The sequence below is a fragment of the Streptomyces sp. UF-297 genome (assembly GCF_058245575.1).
The window spans coordinates 26,118-41,931 of sequence record NZ_JBSIBZ010000041.1; the positions used below are offsets into that span (position 1 = coordinate 26,118).

Sequence of the window (15,814 nt, forward strand, 5' to 3'; positions counted from 1 at the left end):
TACGGACAGGAGCCCGCGCGCTCCTCGGAGTCAGGGGCGTGCGCGGCTCTCAGAGCTTGCGCAGGGACAGCCGCTGCACCTTGTGGTCGGGTCCCTTGCGCAGGACGAGGTTGGCGCGGCCGCGGGTGGGGGCCACATTCTGTTCCAGATTGGGCTTGTTGACGGTGCGCCAGATCATCCGGGCGTAGTCCAGCGCCTCCTCCTCGGAGACCTGGGTGTACTTGCGGAAGTAGGAGAAAGGATTCTGGAAGGCCGTATCGCGCAATTTGCGGAAGCGACCGAGATACCACTGCTCGATGTCCTCGCTGCGCGCGTCCACGTACACCGAGAAGTCGAAGAAGTCCGCGAGGCCGAGCCGGGTCCTGCCGTCCTTGCCGGGGAGGGCGGGCTGCAGGACGTTCAGGCCCTCGACGATGAGGATGTCGGGGCGGTGCACGGTCAGCCGCTCGCCCGGCACGATGTCGTAGATGAGGTGGGAGTAGACCGGAGCGGTCACTTCCGCCTTGCCGGACTTCACATCCGCGACGAAGCGGGTCAGGGCCCGGCGGTCGTAGGACTCGGGGAAGCCCTTGCGGGACATCAGGCCCCGCCGGTGCAGCTCGGCGTTGGGGAAGAGGAACCCGTCGGTGGTGACCAGCTCCACGCGCGGGTGCTCGGGCCAGCGCGCCAGCAGGGCCTGCAGGAGGCGCGCGGTGGTCGACTTGCCGACCGCGACGCTGCCCGCGACCCCTATGACGAACGGCGTGCCCTCCTGGGCGCCGTGGCCGTTGCCCGCCTCGCCCAGGAAGGTGTTCAGCGCGCCGCGCAGATTGCTGGTGGCGCCCACGTACAGGTTCAGGAGGCGGGACAGCGGCAGGTAGACGTCGCGCACCTCGTCGAGGTCGATGACATCGCCCAGGCCGCGCAGCCGCTCGACCTCTTCGGCGGTCAGCGGCAGCGGGGTCTTCTCCCGCAGGGCGCTCCATTCCGCGCGGGTCAGGTCCACGTACGGGGTGCGTTCGGCGCGGCGTCGCTGCGGCTCGGTGGTGAGAGGCACGGGCCCATTGTGCGCGGGGGCGGTGGGCGGTTCGCCTCCGGGGCCGGGTGCGTGTCATCTCCGGTCACCCGCCGGGGTGCCGGTCCGCGTCCGGACGGCGCGTCGGGGCATTGACCATATTGCGCGGGGGCGCTGATCGGACCGGGCCGTAGGCTGCCCCCATGTGCGGAATCGTGGGGTACGTGGGCGGACAGTCCGCCCTGGATGTCGTCCTGGCCGGTCTCAAGCGCCTGGAGTACCGCGGGTACGACTCGGCGGGCGTCGCCGTGCTCGCCGACGGCGGGCTGGCCGCCGCGAAGAAGGCGGGCAAACTCGCCAATCTGGAGAAGGAGCTGGCGGGCCGGCCGCTGCCGACGGGCTCCACGGGCATCGGGCACACCCGGTGGGCCACGCACGGCGCGCCGAACGACGCCAACGCCCACCCGCACCTGGACAACGCCGGCCGGGTCTGCGTCGTCCACAACGGCATCATCGAGAACTTCGCCGAGCTGCGCGCCGAACTGGCCGACCGCGGCCACAAGTTGGCGTCCGACACGGACACCGAGGTCGTCTCCCACCTGCTCGCCGAGAGCTTCTCCTCCTGCGGCGACCTGGCCGAGGCGATGCGGCAGGTGTGCCGCCGCCTGGAGGGCGCCTTCACCCTGGTCGCGGTGCACGCCGACGCGCCCGACGTGGTCGTGGGCGCGCGCCGCAACTCGCCCCTGGTGGTGGGCGTCGGGGACGGCGAGTACTTCCTGGCCTCGGACGTCGCGGCGTTCATCGCGCACACCCGCGAGGCCGTCGAACTGGGCCAGGACCAGGTCGTGGAGCTGACCCGGGACGGGGTGGGCGTCACCGACTTCGAGGGCGCGCCCGCCGATGTCCGTACGTACCACGTGGACTGGGACGCCTCGGCCGCCGAGAAGGGCGGCTACGACTACTTCATGCTCAAGGAGATCGCCGAGCAGCCCAAGGCCGTGGCGGACACCCTGCTCGGCCGGATCGGGGCCGACGGGCGCCTGGCGCTGGACGAGGTCCGCATCCCGGACGCGGTGCTGCGCGAGGCCGGCAAGGTGGTGATCGTGGCGTGCGGGACCGCCTTCCACGCCGGTCTGATCGCCAAGTACGCCATCGAGCACTGGACGCGCATCCCCTGCGAGGTGGAGCTGGCCAGCGAGTTCCGCTACCGGGACCCGATCCTGGACCCGCGCACGCTGGTGATCGCCATCTCCCAGTCGGGGGAGACCATGGACACGCTGATGGCGCTGCGGCACGCCCGCGAACAGGGCGCGAAGGTCCTCGCCATCTGCAACACCAACGGCTCGACGATCCCGCGCGAGTCCGACGCGGTGCTCTACACACACGCCGGCCCCGAGGTCGCCGTCGCCTCCACGAAGGCGTTCCTGACGCAGCTGGTGGCCTGCTACCTGGTCGCCCTGTATCTGGGGCAGGTGCGCGGCACCAAGTGGGGCGACGAGATCCGGGCCGTGGTGCGCGAGCTGGCCGAGATCGGCACCCAGGTCGACCAGGTGCTGGAGACGATGGAGCCGGTACGGGAGCTGGCCCGCTCGCTCGCGGGGAAGAACACCGTGCTCTTCTTGGGGCGGCACGTGGGCTACCCGGTGGCGCTGGAGGGCGCGCTGAAGCTGAAGGAGCTCGCGTACATGCACGCGGAGGGCTTCGCGGCGGGCGAGTTGAAGCACGGGCCGATCGCGCTGATCGAGGACGATCTGCCGGTGGTGGTCGTGGTGCCCTCGCCGCGCGGGCGCTCCGTGCTCCACGACAAGATCGTCTCCAATATCCAGGAGATCCGGGCACGCGGCGCCCGGACGATCGTGATCGCGGAGGAGGGGGACGACGCGGTGGTGCCCTACGCGGACCATCTCGTGCGCATCCCGCGCACCCCGACGCTGCTGCAGCCGCTGGTCTCCACGGTGCCGTTGCAGGTCTTCGCCTGCGAGCTGGCCACCGCGCGCGGCAACGAGGTCGACCAGCCGCGGAACCTGGCGAAGTCGGTGACGGTGGAATGAGCGCACGCGGGTGCGCGGCGAGTGACGGCGGACGAGACGGAGCGGGCGCGGCGTGATTGTTGGTGTGGGGATCGATGTGGCGGCGATCGACCGGTTCGCCGCGGCGCTGACACGGACACCGGAGATGGCCCAACGGCTGTTCGTGGAGCGCGAGTTGCTGCTGCCCGGCGGAGAGCGGCGGGGGGTCGCGTCGCTGGCGGCGCGGTTCGCGGCCAAGGAGGCCCTGGCCAAGGCGCTGGGGGCGCCGGGCGGGCTGCGCTGGACCGACGCGGAGATCTCCACGCTGGACAGCGGGCAGCCGGTGCTGAGCGTACGGGGGACCGTCGCGGAGCGGGCCGCCGAGCTGGGGGTCACCTCCTGGCACGTGTCGCTCAGCCACGACGCGGGCGTGGCCTCGGCCGTGGTGATCGCCGAACGGTGAGGTGACCGCCGGAAGGCGAGTGCCGAAGGGTGGCCGTCCGGGGCGTTTGCCACACTCGGGGTATGCGTACTGCTTACAGCGTTGAGGTCGTACGGGCCGCGGAGCGGGAGCTGATGGCGCGGCTGCCCGAGGGCGCGTTGATGCAGCGGGCCGCCGCGGGGCTCGCGGTGGCCTGCGCCGGGCTGCTGGGGCGGGTGTACGGGGCGCGGGTGGTGCTCCTGGTGGGCAGCGGGGACAACGGCGGCGACGCGCTGTACGCGGGCGCCCGGCTGGCCCGCCGCGGCGCCGGTGTCACGGCCGTGCTGCTGGCCCCCGAGCGGGCGCACGCGGGCGGGCTGGCGGCGCTGCGCGCGGCCGGCGGGCGGGTGTCCGCCGACGCGCAGCGCGACATCGCGCGCGCCGACCTCGTCGTGGACGGGATCGTGGGCATCGGCGGCAAGGGCGGGCTGCGCGAGCCGGCCGCCCAACTGGCTCTTGCCGCGCGGGAGTCGACGGTGGTCGCGGTCGATCTGCCCAGCGGCGTGGACGCCGACACGGGAGCGGTGGCCGGGGCCGCCGTACGCGCCGATCTGACGGTGACCTTCGGGGCGTACAAGCCGGGGCTGCTGATCGACCCCGCGCACACCTTCGCGGGCGCGCTGCGGCTGGTGGACATCGGCCTCGACCTGCCCGCGCCCGACGTCGAGGCGCTGCAGCACGCCGATGTGGCGGCGCTGCTGCCCCGGCCGTCCGCGCAGAGCGACAAGTACCGCAGGGGCGTGGTGGGCGTGGTGGCGGGCTCCGCGCGCTACCCGGGGGCCGCGGTGCTGGCGGTGGCGGGCGCGCTGCGGGGCGGCGCGGGCGCCGTGCGGTACGTGGGCCCGGCCGCCGACGCCGTACTCGCCCGCTTCCCCGAGACGCTGGTGCACGCGGGGCCGCCGTCGAAGGCGGGCCGGGTGCAGGCGTGGGTGATCGGCCCCGGGCTCGGGGACGAGGGCGGGGCGGTGGACGACGTGCTGGCCGCGGACGTCCCGGTGCTGGTGGACGCGGACGGCCTGCGCTTCCTCGACCCCGCCCGGGTACGCGCCCGCGCCGCCGCGACCCTGATCACCCCGCACGCGGGGGAGGCGGCGGCACTGCTGGGGACCGACCGCGAACAGGTCGAGGCCGAGCGCCTGCGGTCCGTACGCGAACTGGCCGCGCGCTACGGCGCGGTGGCGCTCCTGAAGGGCTCCACCACCCTGGTCGCCGCCGCGCAGGGCCCGCTTCGGGCCAATCCCACCGGTACGCCATGGCTGGCCACGGCAGGCAGCGGCGACGTGCTGTCGGGGCTGACCGGCTCCCTGCTGGCGGCGGGCCTTTCGGCCCTGGAAGCGGCCTCCGTCGGCGCCTACCTCCACGGCTTGGCGGCCCGCAGGGCGGTCGGCGAGGAGGGGGTTCCGATCACAGCCAACGACGTGGCGGACGCCTTGGGCGGCGCCTGGCGCGACGTACAGCGCTGAGCGCTCCGCCGGCAGCGCGGTCATGAATCCGCGGGCCGCCGGGGGCTGGCCGCGCCCACGCGGCGGAGCCGCATATCGGCACTGCCCCGCGCCCCTCAGGGGCGCGGGAGGACTACGCCCCGAGGGGGAACCGACAGCGGCAGTAGGGCGAACCTTGCCCGGCGGGCGCGCACGTCCGCCCTGACGCGGCATGCGTCACCCCATGAGACGTACGCTCGCGGTGCTGTTGTGCGCCGCCACACTCACCGGCGCTGCCGGGCCCTCGTCGGCCGAGCCCGCGCCCCCGGCGCCCGTGGTGTCCGAGGCCGAGCTGGTGCCGGGCATCCCGCTCACGCCGTACCACCCGATCCAGCTGGACACCCCGGACCAGGTGCTGGCGCCGGTGTTCCCGCAGGGGCGGACGGCGCAGCGGCCGGTGCCGGGGCCGCCGCCCGCCGCGGTCGAGGCGCGCATCGAGTACGTGCCGCGCTCGGAGGTCGTACAGGACCGGGCGGCCGTGCCGCGCTGCAGCATGTTCACCGGGCCCTACCAGTGGCAGGTGGAGCACCATCTGCGGCTGAAGGCGGACGGACGGCAGTCCGCCGCGGACTGCAAGGCCATCCGGGCCTTCCAGCTCAAGGAGCACATCGAGCCCGCCAATGGCTTCGCCGGGCCGGTCACCTGGGCCGTGATCCGGCTGTTGCGGGCGCAGCAGAACCCCAACGCGGCCAAGCGCTGCCCGGTGATCACGTCGCGGATCGCCTGTGTGGACCTGCCGCGCCAGATCATGTGGGTGCAGCAGGGCACGAAGGTCGTCTTCGGCCCCGTGGCCATCCGCTCGGGCCGCGCCGGGTACCCCACGCGCATCGGCTGGCACCGGGTCTACTGGCGCCACAAGAACCACTGGTCGACCATCTACCACTCGCCCATGCCGTTCAGTCAGTTCTTCGACGGGGGCCAGGCGCTGCACGGCACGTACGGCAACATCTACCGCCCGCCGGGCTCCTATGGCTGTGTGAATCTCAAGTGGCTGGATGCGCAGAAGCTGTGGAACGTGCTCAGGAATCGTGACGTCGTCTACGTATGGGGCCGCAGGCCGGGTACATGACACAAGGATGTACGTCACATCAGGGCACATGAGCGACGCCTGAGACACTGGGGGCGATGACTGAGACAGCAATGCGCGCCCGCGCGATCGTGGACCTGGCCGCCGTGCGGTCCAACGTCCGTGCGCTGCGGGCCCGCGCACCCCGGGCAGAGCTGATGGCCGTGGTCAAGGCCGATGGCTACGGACACGGCGCGGTGCCCTGTGCCCGCGCCGCCCGTCAGGCGGGGGCCACCTGGCTGGGTACGGCCCTGCCCCAGGAGGCGCTGGCGCTGCGCGCGGCCGGGGACACCGGGCGGCTGATGTGCTGGCTGTGGACGCCGGGCGGGCCCTGGCGGCAGGCCGTCGAGCAGGACATCGACGTCTCGGTCAGCGGGATGTGGGCGCTGCGGGAGGCCGTCGCCGCGGCCGAGGAGTGCGGCCGGACCGCCCGGGTGCAGCTGAAGATCGACACCGGGCTCGGCAGGAACGGCTGCCAGCCGCACGACTGGGCCGAGCTGGTGGACGCCGCGGGCGCCGCCCAGGCCTCGGGCGCCATCGCCGTCACGGGCCTGTGGTCGCACTTCGCGTGCGCCGACGAGCCCGGGCACCCCGCCAACGCCGCCCAGCTGGAGGTCTTCCAGAAGGCGGTCGCCGAGGCGGAGGGGCAGGGCCTGTCCCCCGAGGTACGGCACATCGCCAATACGCCCGGGCTGCTGACCCTCCCCGAGGCGCACTTCGATCTCGTACGCACCGGAATCGGCGTGTACGGGGTGTCCCCGAGCCCGGAGGTGGGCCTCCCGCAGGACTTCGGGCTGCGGCCCGCGATGACCCTGGAGGCCTCGCTGGCATCAATCAAGCGGGTGCCGGGCGGACACGGGGTGTCGTACGGGCACCACTACACGACGGCCGAGGAGACCACCCTCGCGCTGATCCCCCTCGGCTACGCCGACGGCATTCCCCGGCATGCGTCGGGGCGCGGACCGGTCCTGGTCGCGGGGCAGTGGCGCACGGTGGCCGGGCGGGTCGCCATGGACCAGTTCGTGGTCGATCTCGGCGCGGACACCGCGCAGGTGGGCGACGCGGCGGTGCTGTTCGGGCCCGGCGACGCGGGCGAGCCGACCGCGGAGGACTGGGGCGCCGCGGTAGGAACCATCGGATACGAGATCGTCACACGGATCGGAGGCCGGGTCCCACGCGTCTATATCAACGAACGCGCCGGTACGGGGGACACCACGGGGGATACGGGGAGCGGGTCATGAGCCAGGCGAAGGAGTCGGTGACCGAGGCCGCGGTCGAAGCGGCGGCGGAGGCCGTCGGGGCCGTCGAGGCGGCGGGCAGCTGGGCCAGGGCGGGGCGGCACGCGGGCCTGGCCGGGATGGCGATCGGGGTGGTCGCGGCGGGCGCCGCGGCCGGGGTCGCCGTGGAGCGGCTCACCGTCGGCCGGGGCATGCGCCGCAGGGCGCGCCTCGCGCTGGACGCCGCGGGGCCCTACGGGTCCCTGCGCGGCACACCGGGGCGGGCCAGGGCCGAGGACGGCACCGAGCTGTACTACGAGATCGACGACCCCGCGGGCGGAAGTGTCACGGCGCCCCAAGGGGGGCGCCGCAAAGGGCTGTTGGGGGTTGTGGGGCGGCGCGCCACGGCCCCCACTGTCGTCTTCTGCCACGGTTACTGCCACAACCAGGACTCCTGGCACTTCCAGCGCGAGGCACTGCGCGGGGTGATCCGCACGGTGCACTGGGACCAGCGCAGCCACGGCCGCTCGGCGCGCGGCGCGGGCCAGCTGGAGGGCACCGAGGAGGTGACCATCGACCTGCTGGGCCGGGACCTGAAGGCGGTGCTGGACCGGGCGGTCCCCGAGGGGCCGATCATCCTGGTCGGGCACTCCATGGGCGGGATGACGGTGATGGCGCTGGCCGACCAGTTCCCCGACTATGTCGCCGAGCGGGTGGTCGGGGTGGGCCTGGTCGGCACCTCCGCGGGGCGGCTGAGCGAGGTCGCCTTCGGGCTGCCGGGCCTGCCCACGCTCGGGGTCAAGGCCTTCCACCAGGTCGTACCGCGGCTGCTGAAGGTGATGGGGGCCCGTACGGAGTTCGTGGAGCGGGGGCGGCGGGCGCTGGCCGACGTCATCGCCGAGGTCGTCAAGCGGACCTCCTTCGGTACGCCCAAGGAGGTGGACCCGGCGGCGGCCCGCTTCGCGGAGCGGATGATCGAGTCGACGCCGATCGACGTCGTCGCGGAGTTCTTCCCGGCCTTCGCGGTGCACGACAAGACGGCCGCGCTGGCGGCGTACGACGGGGTGCCGGCGCTGGTGCTGGCCGGTGAGGACGACATGATCACCCCGGCCGACCACGCCAGGGCGATCGCCGAGTACCTCCCGAACGCCGAGCTGGTGTGCGTCCCGGGCGCGGGCCATCTGGTGATGCTGGAGCGCCCCGAACTGGTCTCGGGGCATCTGACGGTGCTCATCGAGCGCGCCACCGAGGCCGCCCGCGCCGCGCGCTCGGCCCGCGCCTAGGCGCGCGCGTTCCCGGTGCGGGCGGTGCGCGCCGTACCATCGGCGCATGCGTACGACCGGTACCACTGCCCATGTAACCGTCAAGTCCCCCGACCAGATGCAGGAGTTGGGCCGCAGGCTCGCCACGCTGCTGCGCCCCGGCGACCTGGTGCTGCTCACCGGTGAGCTGGGCGCGGGCAAGACGACGCTGACCCGCGGTCTGGGGGAGGGGCTGGGCGTACGCGGCGCCGTGACCTCCCCGACCTTCGTCATCGCGCGGGTGCACCCCTCGCTGTGCGGCGGCCCGGCGCTGGTGCACGTGGACGCCTACCGCCTGGGCGGCGGGCTGGACGAGATGGAGGACCTCGACCTGGACGTCTCGCTGCCGGAGTCGGTGATCGTGGTGGAGTGGGGCGACGGCAAGGTCGAGGAGCTGTCCGAGGACCGGCTGCATGTGGTGATCGAGCGGGCGGTCGGTGCGGATGTCATGGAGGCGGACGGTGCCGACGATGTGCGCGAGGTGACCTTCACCGGTGTCGGGCCGCGCTGGGCCGAGGCGGATCTGACCGGGGCGCTGGGATAGTTTCCGACAAGCCGTCGGCAAGATGTTGCGCCCGCGGTGCCGGGCGTGGTCACATGGATAACAGAGTGCTGGTTAGGCCTGCCTAACTCCACCCTCGTGCCCCCAGGAGGCGCCCATGTCGGCCCAACAGCCCTCCCCCACGCCCGAAGCGCGCGGGGGCACCCCCGCCGCCGCGGCCCGGCGCGACGAGCACGGCGGGTGTGAGCAGTCCCCGACGATGCGCCAGCTGCTGGCGGCGTGCGCCGCGGCCAGCGCGGTCTCCACCCCTCCCGACGCCCCGGCGGCGGCCGGCGAGCGGCGCGAGGGCGACGCCGGGGGCGGGGAGACGCCGGTCGCCGAAGGGCGCGACGCGGCCTAGGAATTCCCGCGGGGCCGTCCCCCGTACGGGGAGATCCGCACCCAGCGATCCGTGCGGGGAAGCCCGTACGAGGGATGCCCTACGAGGTATGCCGTACGGGCCGGCTCAGGCGACGACGACGACCTTGGTGCTGCGCAGCGCGAAGTCCCACATCGCCGCGCCGTCCGCGGGCGCCTCGCGGACCGCGCCGGCCTTCTTGCCGGCCTTCTGGTCGGGCGTGGAGCCGTCCACCGCGGCGCTGAAGCCGACCGTGGTGTTGTCCACGTACGCGAAGCGCACCACGTGCTTGACCCGCACACCGTCCGAGCCGGTGATGGGGCCCTCCGTGCGCGAGCTGACGGTGTAGGTGCCCGGGCCTGGGCTGACGGAGCTGGGCGCGACCTGGAACGTACGGGTCACCTTGCCGTCCGCGCCCACCAGCCACACCCGCTTGGCGCCCAGCGCGTAGACCACCCGCTGGCCCTGGCCGGAGTTCGGCGGCAGCGCGGTGTTGTGCTGGGTCTTGCCCTTGTCCTTGTCTTTGTCCTTGTGCTCCGCCCCGGAAGGGCCGGGCGTGGGCGCGGCCGAGGAGCCGGGGGAGCGGACCTGGGTGAGATGGTCAGGGGCGGAGGCGGACGCCTGATAGGTGAGGAAGCCGACGGCGGCGAGGGCCGCCGCGGTCAGAGCGGTCACGATCGATCGGCTCTTTGCGGCCACCAGTGCCACCTTTCCGTACGTGCCTGAACATCGGCGACCGTAGCACTAGCGCGCATGTACGGGAGTGCACCCGTGAAGGCAGTGCCGCCCGAGCCGTAGGCTTATGGGCGTGCTGCTGCTAGCTCTTGACACCGCCACCCCCGCCGTCACCGTCGCCCTGCACGACGGCTCCCGTGTTCTCGCCGCCTCCCGGCAGGTGGACGCGCGCAGGCACGGCGAGCTGCTGCTGCCCGCCGTGGACCGGGTGCTGGCCGAGGCCGGGGTCGCACTCGGCGCGGTCAGCGACATCGTCGTCGGCGTGGGCCCGGGCCCGTACACGGGACTGCGGGTCGGGCTGGTCACCGCCGCGGCCTTCGGCGCCGCGCTGGACGTGCCGGTCCACGGGCTGTGCTCGCTGGACGGCCTGGCGTACGCGGCCGGCCTGGAGACGCCCTTCGTGGTGGCGACCGACGCCCGCCGCAAGGAGGTCTACTGGGCGCGCTACGCGAACTCCCGTACGCGCCTGACCGAGCCCGCCGTCGACCGGCCCGCCGACCTCGCCGAGCAGGTCGCCGGGGTGCCCGCGGTGGGCGCGGGCGCGCTGCTGTACCGCGACGTCTTCACCGGCGTACGCGAGGACGGCCCCGAGCACCAGTGCGCCGCAGCGCTCGCCACGCTGGCCGCCCGGAAGCTGGCGGCCGGCGAGGAGTTCCTGGCGCCGCAGCCGCTGTATCTGCGCCGCCCGGACGCCCAGGTGCCCGCCAACTACAAGGTGGTCACCCCCAAGTGAGCGCCCACCCGTCGCCCGGCCACCGCCCCTCGACGGCGCCGCTGCGCGGCGGCACCCCCCACCTGCGCGAGATGCGCTGGTGGGACCTCGCGCCGGTGCTCGAGCTGGAGAGTGAACTCTTCCCCGACGACGCCTGGTCCAAGGGGATGTTCTGGTCCGAGCTGGCGCACGCCCGCGGCGCCGGTGCCACCCGCCGCTATGTCGTCGCCGAACTGGAGGGCCGCCTGGTCGGCTACGGCGGCCTGGCCGCCGTGGACGGCACCGGCGACATCCAGACCATCGCCACCGCCCGCGACCAGTGGGGCACCGGCCTCGGCGCCCGCCTGCTGAGCGAACTCCTGGCCGCGGCCACCGCCTTCGAGTGCCGCGAGGTGCTCCTGGAAGTGCGGGTGGACAACACCCGCGCCCAGCGCCTGTACGAGCGCTTCGGCTTCGCCCCCATCGGCTTCAGGCGCGGCTACTACCAGCCGGGCAACGTCGACGCGCTGGTCATGCGCCTGGACACCACGGCCGATCCCGCCCCTGACTCCGACCCGGCTTCCGCCCCCGCACAAGGAACACAGACCCATGGCTGACGAACCGCTCGTCCTCGGCATCGAGACCTCCTGCGACGAAACCGGTGTCGGCATCGTGCGCGGCCACACCCTGCTGGCCGACGCGGTCGCCTCCAGCGTGGACGAGCACGCCCGCTTCGGCGGCGTGGTGCCCGAAGTCGCCTCCCGCGCGCACCTGGAGGCGATGGTCCCCACCATCCAGCGCGCCCTCAAGGACGCCGGCGTCGCCGCTTCCGACCTGGACGGCATCGCCGTCACCGCGGGCCCGGGGCTGGCCGGCGCGCTGCTGGTGGGCGTCTCGGCGGCCAAGGCGTACGCCTACGCGCTGGGCAAGCCGCTGTACGGCGTCAACCACCTCGCCTCCCACATCTGCGTGGACCAGCTCGAACACGGCGCACTGCCCGAGCCGACGATGGCCCTGCTGGTCTCCGGCGGCCACTCCTCGCTGCTGCTGTCCGAGGACATCACCTCCGACGTACGGCCGCTGGGCTCGACCATCGACGACGCGGCGGGCGAGGCCTTCGACAAGGTCGCCCGGGTGCTCAACCTGGGCTTCCCCGGCGGCCCGGTCATCGACAAGTACGCCCGCGAGGGCGACCCGGACGCCATCCGGTTCCCGCGCGGCCTGACCGGCCCGCGCGACCCCGCCTACGACTTCTCCTTCTCCGGCCTGAAGACCTCCGTCGCCCGCTGGATCGAGGCCAAGCGCGCCGCGGGCGAGGACGTCCCGGTCGCGGACGTCTCGGCGTCCTTCCAGGAGGCGGTGGTGGACGTACTGACCCGCAAGGCCGTGCGCGCCTGCAAGGACAACGGCGTGGACCACCTGATGATCGGCGGCGGGGTGGCCGCCAACTCCCGGCTGCGCGCGATGGCCCAGCGCCGCTGCGAGGACGCCGGCATCACGCTGCGCGTACCGCGCCCCAAGCTGTGCACGGACAACGGCGCGATGGTCGCGGCCCTGGGCGCCGAAATGGTCGCCCGCAACCGCGCCGCCTCCTCCTGGGACCTGTCCGCCGACTCCTCCCTGCCCGTCACCGAGCCGCACGTGCCGGGCCACGCGCACGACGGCGGGCATGCCCACGAGCACGACCACGACCACTTCCACGAGCTGAGCAAGGACAACCTCTACTCCTGACCCGCCGCTGTCGCCCGGCGAGGCGCGCCTTACCCTGTCAGTTGCGAGATAACGCAAGTGCGACGGGGAGGCGGCAGGTATGCACTGGCTGTGGTGGGTGTTCGCGTTCTTCATGGCCGGAGGCTTCGCCAAGGTCGTCGATGTCGGGCGCACCGCGATGCGCAACCGGCACGAGCGCAAGATGGAGCGGCTGGAGTCCGTCCGTCAGGAGCGCAAGGCGCTTGAGGCCGCCGAGCGCGGGCCGGACCCGGTCTGCGGCTGCACGCACCACCTCGCCAAGCACGACAAGCAGGGCAAGTGCCATGAGGCCGTGGAGGTCGCCACGGCCTGGGACGCGGACCGCAAGCCCGTCAAGTACGAGGCGGGGACGTGCAATTGCCAGCAGTACGTGGGCCCGCAGCCGCTCTCCCGGGTCTACGCCGAGGACCTCACCGACCTGGCGTGAGCGGGGCGGGGCGGCCCAGCAGCATGGCAGGGGCGCCCGCGACCCGGGTGAGGAAGACGACGCAGGAGTTGGCGCCGGGGCCGCTCAGCTTGAGCTTCTTGCGCAGCTCCTCCGGCTCGACGGCGGAGCCGCGCTTCTTGATGACGGCGGTGCCGATCGCGCGCTCGCGCAGCAGCGCCCTGAGCTTCTTGACGTTGAAGGGCAGCGTGTCGGTGATCTCGTACGCGGTGGCGTAGGGCGTCGGCAGCAGCGCGTCGGCGGTGATGTACGCGATGGTGGGGTCGATCAGCCGGCCGCCGAGGTGCTGGGCCACGTCCGCGACGAGATGGGCGCGGATCACGGCGCCGTCCGGCTCGTACAGATAGCGGCCCACCGGACCGGGCTCGGGGTCGGGCAGGCCCGCGCCCAGGAGGGTGTCGGCGGCGGGCAGCAGCGTGGCGCGGCGGGCGCCGGGGGCGGTGCCGAACCACAGGACGGCCTCCTTCACATCGCCGCCGTCGGAGATCCACTCGGCCTCGGCGTCCTCGGGGATCGCCTCGTGGGGGACACCGGGGGCGATCTTGAGGGCGGCGTGCGGGGCGCGCCGGGCCGCCTCGACGGCCCAGGACAGCGGCGGGGAGTAGGCCTCCGGGTCGAAGATGCGGCCGCGGCCGCCCCGGCGGGCCGGGTCCAGGAACACCGCGTCGTAGGAGGAGGTGTCGACCTCGGCGACATCCGCGCAGCGCACCTCGATCAGCTCCGCCAGGCCCAGGGCCCGGGCGTTGGCGCGGGCCGCGGCGCAGGTGACCGGGTCGCGGTCGACGGCCAGCACCGAGATACCGGCCCTGGCCAGCGCGATCGCGTCGCCGCCGATGCCGCAGCACAGATCGGCCAGTGAGCGCACGCCCAGCGCGGACAGGCGCTCGGCGCGGTAGGCGGCGACCGTGGCGCGGGTGGACTGCTCGACGCCGTTGGGCGTGAAGTACATCCGCTGCGCGTCCCGCTCGCCGAACTTGGCCGCCGCGCGCTGCCGCAGCCGGGCCTGGCCCAGGGCCGCGGAGACCAGCGGCGCGGGGTGCGTGCGGCGCAGCCGGGTCGCGGTGGCCAGTTCGTCGGCCGGGTCGTGGTCGCGCAGCTCGGCCAGCAGCGCCTGCCCCTCGTCGGTGAGCAGGGCGGCCAGGGCGGAATCGGCGGCGGGGGCGGGGTCGAGGTCGTTCACCTGCTCATTGTGGGCCAGACGGCAAACGGCCCGGGTACGCCGGGCTCAAGGGCACGGCCATGACGCGGAGGACGGCCGGCCTGCTGCGCCGGATCGGGGGGGCAGGGCTTCGCCGTGGCCCGCCTGGAGGGCTATCTGTGAGCGGCCCGGCGGGGAGTCCTGGGCGGCGGTACGGGCTCGCGCCGCCGCTGGGCGCTGTCGCTGATGCGGATGAGCAGCGCCACCATCACCCAGTTCGCCACCAGGGACGAGCCGCCCTTGGCGAGGAAGGGCAGCGCCTTTCCGGTCAGCGGGATCAGCCCGGTGACACCGCCGGTGACGACGAAGACCTGCAGCAGCAGCGCGCCGGCCAGCCCGACCGCCAGCAGCTTGCCGAAGGGGTCGCGGGCGATCAGCGCGGCGCGGATGCCGCGCTGGGCCAGCAGGACGTAGAGCAGCAGCACCGCCATCACCCCGGCCAGGCCCAGCTCCTCGCCGACCGTGGTCAGGATGAAGTCGCTGTTGCCCGCGAAGCCGATCAGCTCCGGGTGGCCCTGGCCCAGGCCCGTACCGCTGATGCCGCCGCTGCCGAAGCTGAACAGCGCCTGCCCCAGCTGGTCGGACATGTGCGCTGCCTTGCCCTCGGGGGTGAAGGCCTGCATCGGGTTCTGCCAGGCCTCGATACGGCCCTTGACGTGCGGCTCGATCGACCCGACGGTGACCGCGCCGACCGCGGCCATCAGCAGGCCGCACACCACCCAGCTGGTCCGCTCGGTGGCCATGTAGAGCATGATCACGAACACCCCGAAGAAGATCAGTGAGGTGCCCAGGTCGCGCTCGAAGACCAGGACCAGCAGGCTGATGACCCAGATGGTGAAGATCGGGCCGAGCTGGCGTCCGGGGGGCAGCTGCATGCCCATGAAGCGGCGGCCGGTCAGCGCCAGCGCGTCGCGGTTGGCGGTGAGATAGCCCGCGAAGAAGATCGCGATCATCACCTTCACGAACTCACCGGGCTGCAGCGAGAGCGGGCCCAGGAAGATCCACCGCTTGGCGCCGTACGTCGCGTCCCCCGCGAAGAAGGCCGGGGCCATCAGCAGGACGAGCGCGACCGCCATCGTCAGGTAGATGTAGCGCTGCAGGAAGCGGTGGTCGCGCAGGACGAGCAGGACGGCGATGCAGGCCACCACCCCGATCACGGTCCACACCAGCTGCGTGCTGGCGGCCGGGGCCTGTCTCAGGCTGGGCTTGGCGACGTAGGTGATGTCCAGCCGGTTCATCAGCACCAGGCCGAGGCCGGTCAGCAAGGTGGCCAGCGGCAGGATCAGCGGGTCGGCGCGGGGCGCGAAGCGGCGTACGACCAGGTGCGGGACCAGCGCCAGGAAGAACACCGAGGCGGCGAAGTAGCCCAGCCCCGCGGGCAGCCGGCCGGTCATCGACAGCCCGGTGTAGGCGTAGCCGAAGACCGTGATCACGATGACGAAGGCGAGCAGCAGAGCCTCGGTGCGCCGGCGGTTGGGCGCCTGCGCGAGAGCCGCGAACGACATGGTGCGCTCGGCGTCGCTCTCGGGCTCCCCGGTGCTCCGGGAG

General features: G+C 73.3%; 16 protein-coding genes. 12 read left to right on the forward strand and 4 right to left on the reverse strand.

From position 1 onward, the window contains the following. Window positions 1-49 precede the first annotated feature (49 nt). Window positions 50-1,036, reverse strand: a complete 987-nt coding sequence (gene coaA, locus AC4IJH_RS22865) for a type I pantothenate kinase (RefSeq protein WP_490853676.1) — start codon at window positions 1,034-1,036, stop codon at window positions 50-52. Between the two features lie 161 nt (window positions 1,037-1,197). Between coaA and glmS the strand changes: the two genes are divergently transcribed. From glmS to AC4IJH_RS22905, 8 genes are all read left to right on the forward strand, one after another. Continuing rightward, window positions 1,198-3,045, forward strand: coding sequence for a glutamine--fructose-6-phosphate transaminase (isomerizing) (gene glmS / locus AC4IJH_RS22870; protein WP_490853677.1), 1,848 nt, complete (start codon window positions 1,198-1,200; stop codon window positions 3,043-3,045). A 52-nt stretch (window positions 3,046-3,097) separates the two neighbouring features. Further along, window positions 3,098-3,466: a holo-ACP synthase gene (locus AC4IJH_RS22875; protein WP_490853678.1), complete on the forward strand. Its 369-nt coding sequence runs from the start codon at window positions 3,098-3,100 to the stop codon at window positions 3,464-3,466. 62 nt (window positions 3,467-3,528) lie between these two features. Continuing rightward, window positions 3,529-4,947 (forward strand): NAD(P)H-hydrate dehydratase, encoded by a 1,419-nt coding sequence (locus tag AC4IJH_RS22880; protein ID WP_490853679.1) that lies wholly within the window; start codon window positions 3,529-3,531, stop codon window positions 4,945-4,947. Between the two features lie 202 nt (window positions 4,948-5,149). After that, window positions 5,150-6,034, forward strand: a complete 885-nt coding sequence (locus AC4IJH_RS22885) for a L,D-transpeptidase (RefSeq protein ID WP_490853680.1) — start codon at window positions 5,150-5,152, stop codon at window positions 6,032-6,034. Between the two features lie 56 nt (window positions 6,035-6,090). Then, window positions 6,091-7,272: an alanine racemase gene (gene alr / locus AC4IJH_RS22890; protein WP_490853681.1), complete on the forward strand. Its 1,182-nt coding sequence runs from the start codon at window positions 6,091-6,093 to the stop codon at window positions 7,270-7,272. Next, on the forward strand, window positions 7,269-8,531 hold the full coding sequence (locus tag AC4IJH_RS22895) for an alpha/beta fold hydrolase (protein WP_490853682.1): 1,263 nt from the start codon (window positions 7,269-7,271) through the stop codon (window positions 8,529-8,531). Before alr ends, AC4IJH_RS22895 begins: the two co-directional genes overlap by 4 nt. A 46-nt stretch (window positions 8,532-8,577) precedes the next feature. Beyond that, on the forward strand, window positions 8,578-9,093 hold the full coding sequence (gene tsaE, locus AC4IJH_RS22900; RefSeq protein ID WP_490853683.1) for a tRNA (adenosine(37)-N6)-threonylcarbamoyltransferase complex ATPase subunit type 1 TsaE: 516 nt from the start codon (window positions 8,578-8,580) through the stop codon (window positions 9,091-9,093). Between the two features lie 115 nt (window positions 9,094-9,208). After that, window positions 9,209-9,451 carry a hypothetical protein gene (locus AC4IJH_RS22905; RefSeq protein ID WP_490853684.1) on the forward strand — a complete coding sequence of 81 codons (243 nt, stop codon included), beginning with the start codon at window positions 9,209-9,211 and terminating at the stop codon, window positions 9,449-9,451. Window positions 9,452-9,556: 105 nt separating this feature from the next. Here the strand turns inward: AC4IJH_RS22905 and AC4IJH_RS22910 are convergent, their stop codons facing one another. Next, window positions 9,557-10,147 (reverse strand): hypothetical protein, encoded by a 591-nt coding sequence (locus tag AC4IJH_RS22910; protein WP_490853685.1) that lies wholly within the window; start codon window positions 10,145-10,147, stop codon window positions 9,557-9,559. Window positions 10,148-10,256: 109 nt separating this feature from the next. Here AC4IJH_RS22910 and tsaB point away from each other — a divergent pair, with 109 nt between their 5' ends. The 4 genes from tsaB (at window position 10,257) to AC4IJH_RS22930 (ending at window position 13,050) form a co-directional block, all read left to right on the forward strand. After that, complete coding sequence (tsaB, locus tag AC4IJH_RS22915) at window positions 10,257-10,916, forward strand: tRNA (adenosine(37)-N6)-threonylcarbamoyltransferase complex dimerization subunit type 1 TsaB (RefSeq protein ID WP_490853686.1); 660 nt, start codon at window positions 10,257-10,259, stop codon at window positions 10,914-10,916. Window positions 10,917-10,987: 71 nt separating this feature from the next. Beyond that, window positions 10,988-11,491 (forward strand): ribosomal protein S18-alanine N-acetyltransferase, encoded by a 504-nt coding sequence (rimI, locus tag AC4IJH_RS22920; RefSeq protein WP_490853712.1) that lies wholly within the window; start codon window positions 10,988-10,990, stop codon window positions 11,489-11,491. Continuing rightward, complete coding sequence (gene tsaD, locus AC4IJH_RS22925; RefSeq protein ID WP_490853687.1) at window positions 11,484-12,605, forward strand: tRNA (adenosine(37)-N6)-threonylcarbamoyltransferase complex transferase subunit TsaD; 1,122 nt, start codon at window positions 11,484-11,486, stop codon at window positions 12,603-12,605. The genes rimI and tsaD overlap by 8 nt, the downstream gene beginning before the upstream one ends. Window positions 12,606-12,684: 79 nt before the next feature. Then, complete coding sequence (locus AC4IJH_RS22930) at window positions 12,685-13,050, forward strand: hypothetical protein (protein ID WP_490853688.1); 366 nt, start codon at window positions 12,685-12,687, stop codon at window positions 13,048-13,050. On the opposite strand, the gene AC4IJH_RS22935 is transcribed toward AC4IJH_RS22930, so the two are convergent. Together AC4IJH_RS22935 and AC4IJH_RS22940 are read right to left on the reverse strand one after the other, a co-directional pair. Next, window positions 13,034-14,248, reverse strand: coding sequence for a THUMP-like domain-containing protein (locus AC4IJH_RS22935; protein WP_490853689.1), 1,215 nt, complete (start codon window positions 14,246-14,248; stop codon window positions 13,034-13,036). The genes AC4IJH_RS22930 and AC4IJH_RS22935 overlap by 17 nt on opposite strands. A 131-nt stretch (window positions 14,249-14,379) precedes the next feature. Continuing rightward, the gene (locus AC4IJH_RS22940) at window positions 14,380-15,771 is read right to left on the reverse strand and encodes an FtsW/RodA/SpoVE family cell cycle protein (RefSeq protein ID WP_490853713.1); all 1,392 of its coding nucleotides are present in this window, start codon (window positions 15,769-15,771) and stop codon (window positions 14,380-14,382) included. Window positions 15,772-15,814 lie beyond the last annotated feature (43 nt).

Coding starts and splice junctions, on each gene's coding strand:
- glmS (WP_490853677.1), top strand. CDS start 1,198: ATGTGCGGAATCGTGGGGTACGTGGGCGGACAGTCCGCCCTGGATGTC.
- AC4IJH_RS22905 (WP_490853684.1), top strand. CDS start 9,209: ATGTCGGCCCAACAGCCCTCCCCCACGCCCGAAGCGCGCGGGGGCACC.
- AC4IJH_RS22880 (WP_490853679.1), top strand. CDS start 3,529: ATGCGTACTGCTTACAGCGTTGAGGTCGTACGGGCCGCGGAGCGGGAG.
- rimI (WP_490853712.1), top strand. CDS start 10,988: ATGCGCTGGTGGGACCTCGCGCCGGTGCTCGAGCTGGAGAGTGAACTC.
- AC4IJH_RS22895 (WP_490853682.1), top strand. CDS start 7,269: ATGAGCCAGGCGAAGGAGTCGGTGACCGAGGCCGCGGTCGAAGCGGCG.
- AC4IJH_RS22940 (WP_490853713.1), bottom strand. CDS start 15,771: ATGTCGTTCGCGGCTCTCGCGCAGGCGCCCAACCGCCGGCGCACCGAG.
- tsaE (WP_490853683.1), top strand. CDS start 8,578: ATGCGTACGACCGGTACCACTGCCCATGTAACCGTCAAGTCCCCCGAC.
- tsaD (WP_490853687.1), top strand. CDS start 11,484: ATGGCTGACGAACCGCTCGTCCTCGGCATCGAGACCTCCTGCGACGAA.
- alr (WP_490853681.1), top strand. CDS start 6,091: ATGACTGAGACAGCAATGCGCGCCCGCGCGATCGTGGACCTGGCCGCC.
- AC4IJH_RS22930 (WP_490853688.1), top strand. CDS start 12,685: ATGCACTGGCTGTGGTGGGTGTTCGCGTTCTTCATGGCCGGAGGCTTC.
- AC4IJH_RS22885 (WP_490853680.1), top strand. CDS start 5,150: ATGAGACGTACGCTCGCGGTGCTGTTGTGCGCCGCCACACTCACCGGC.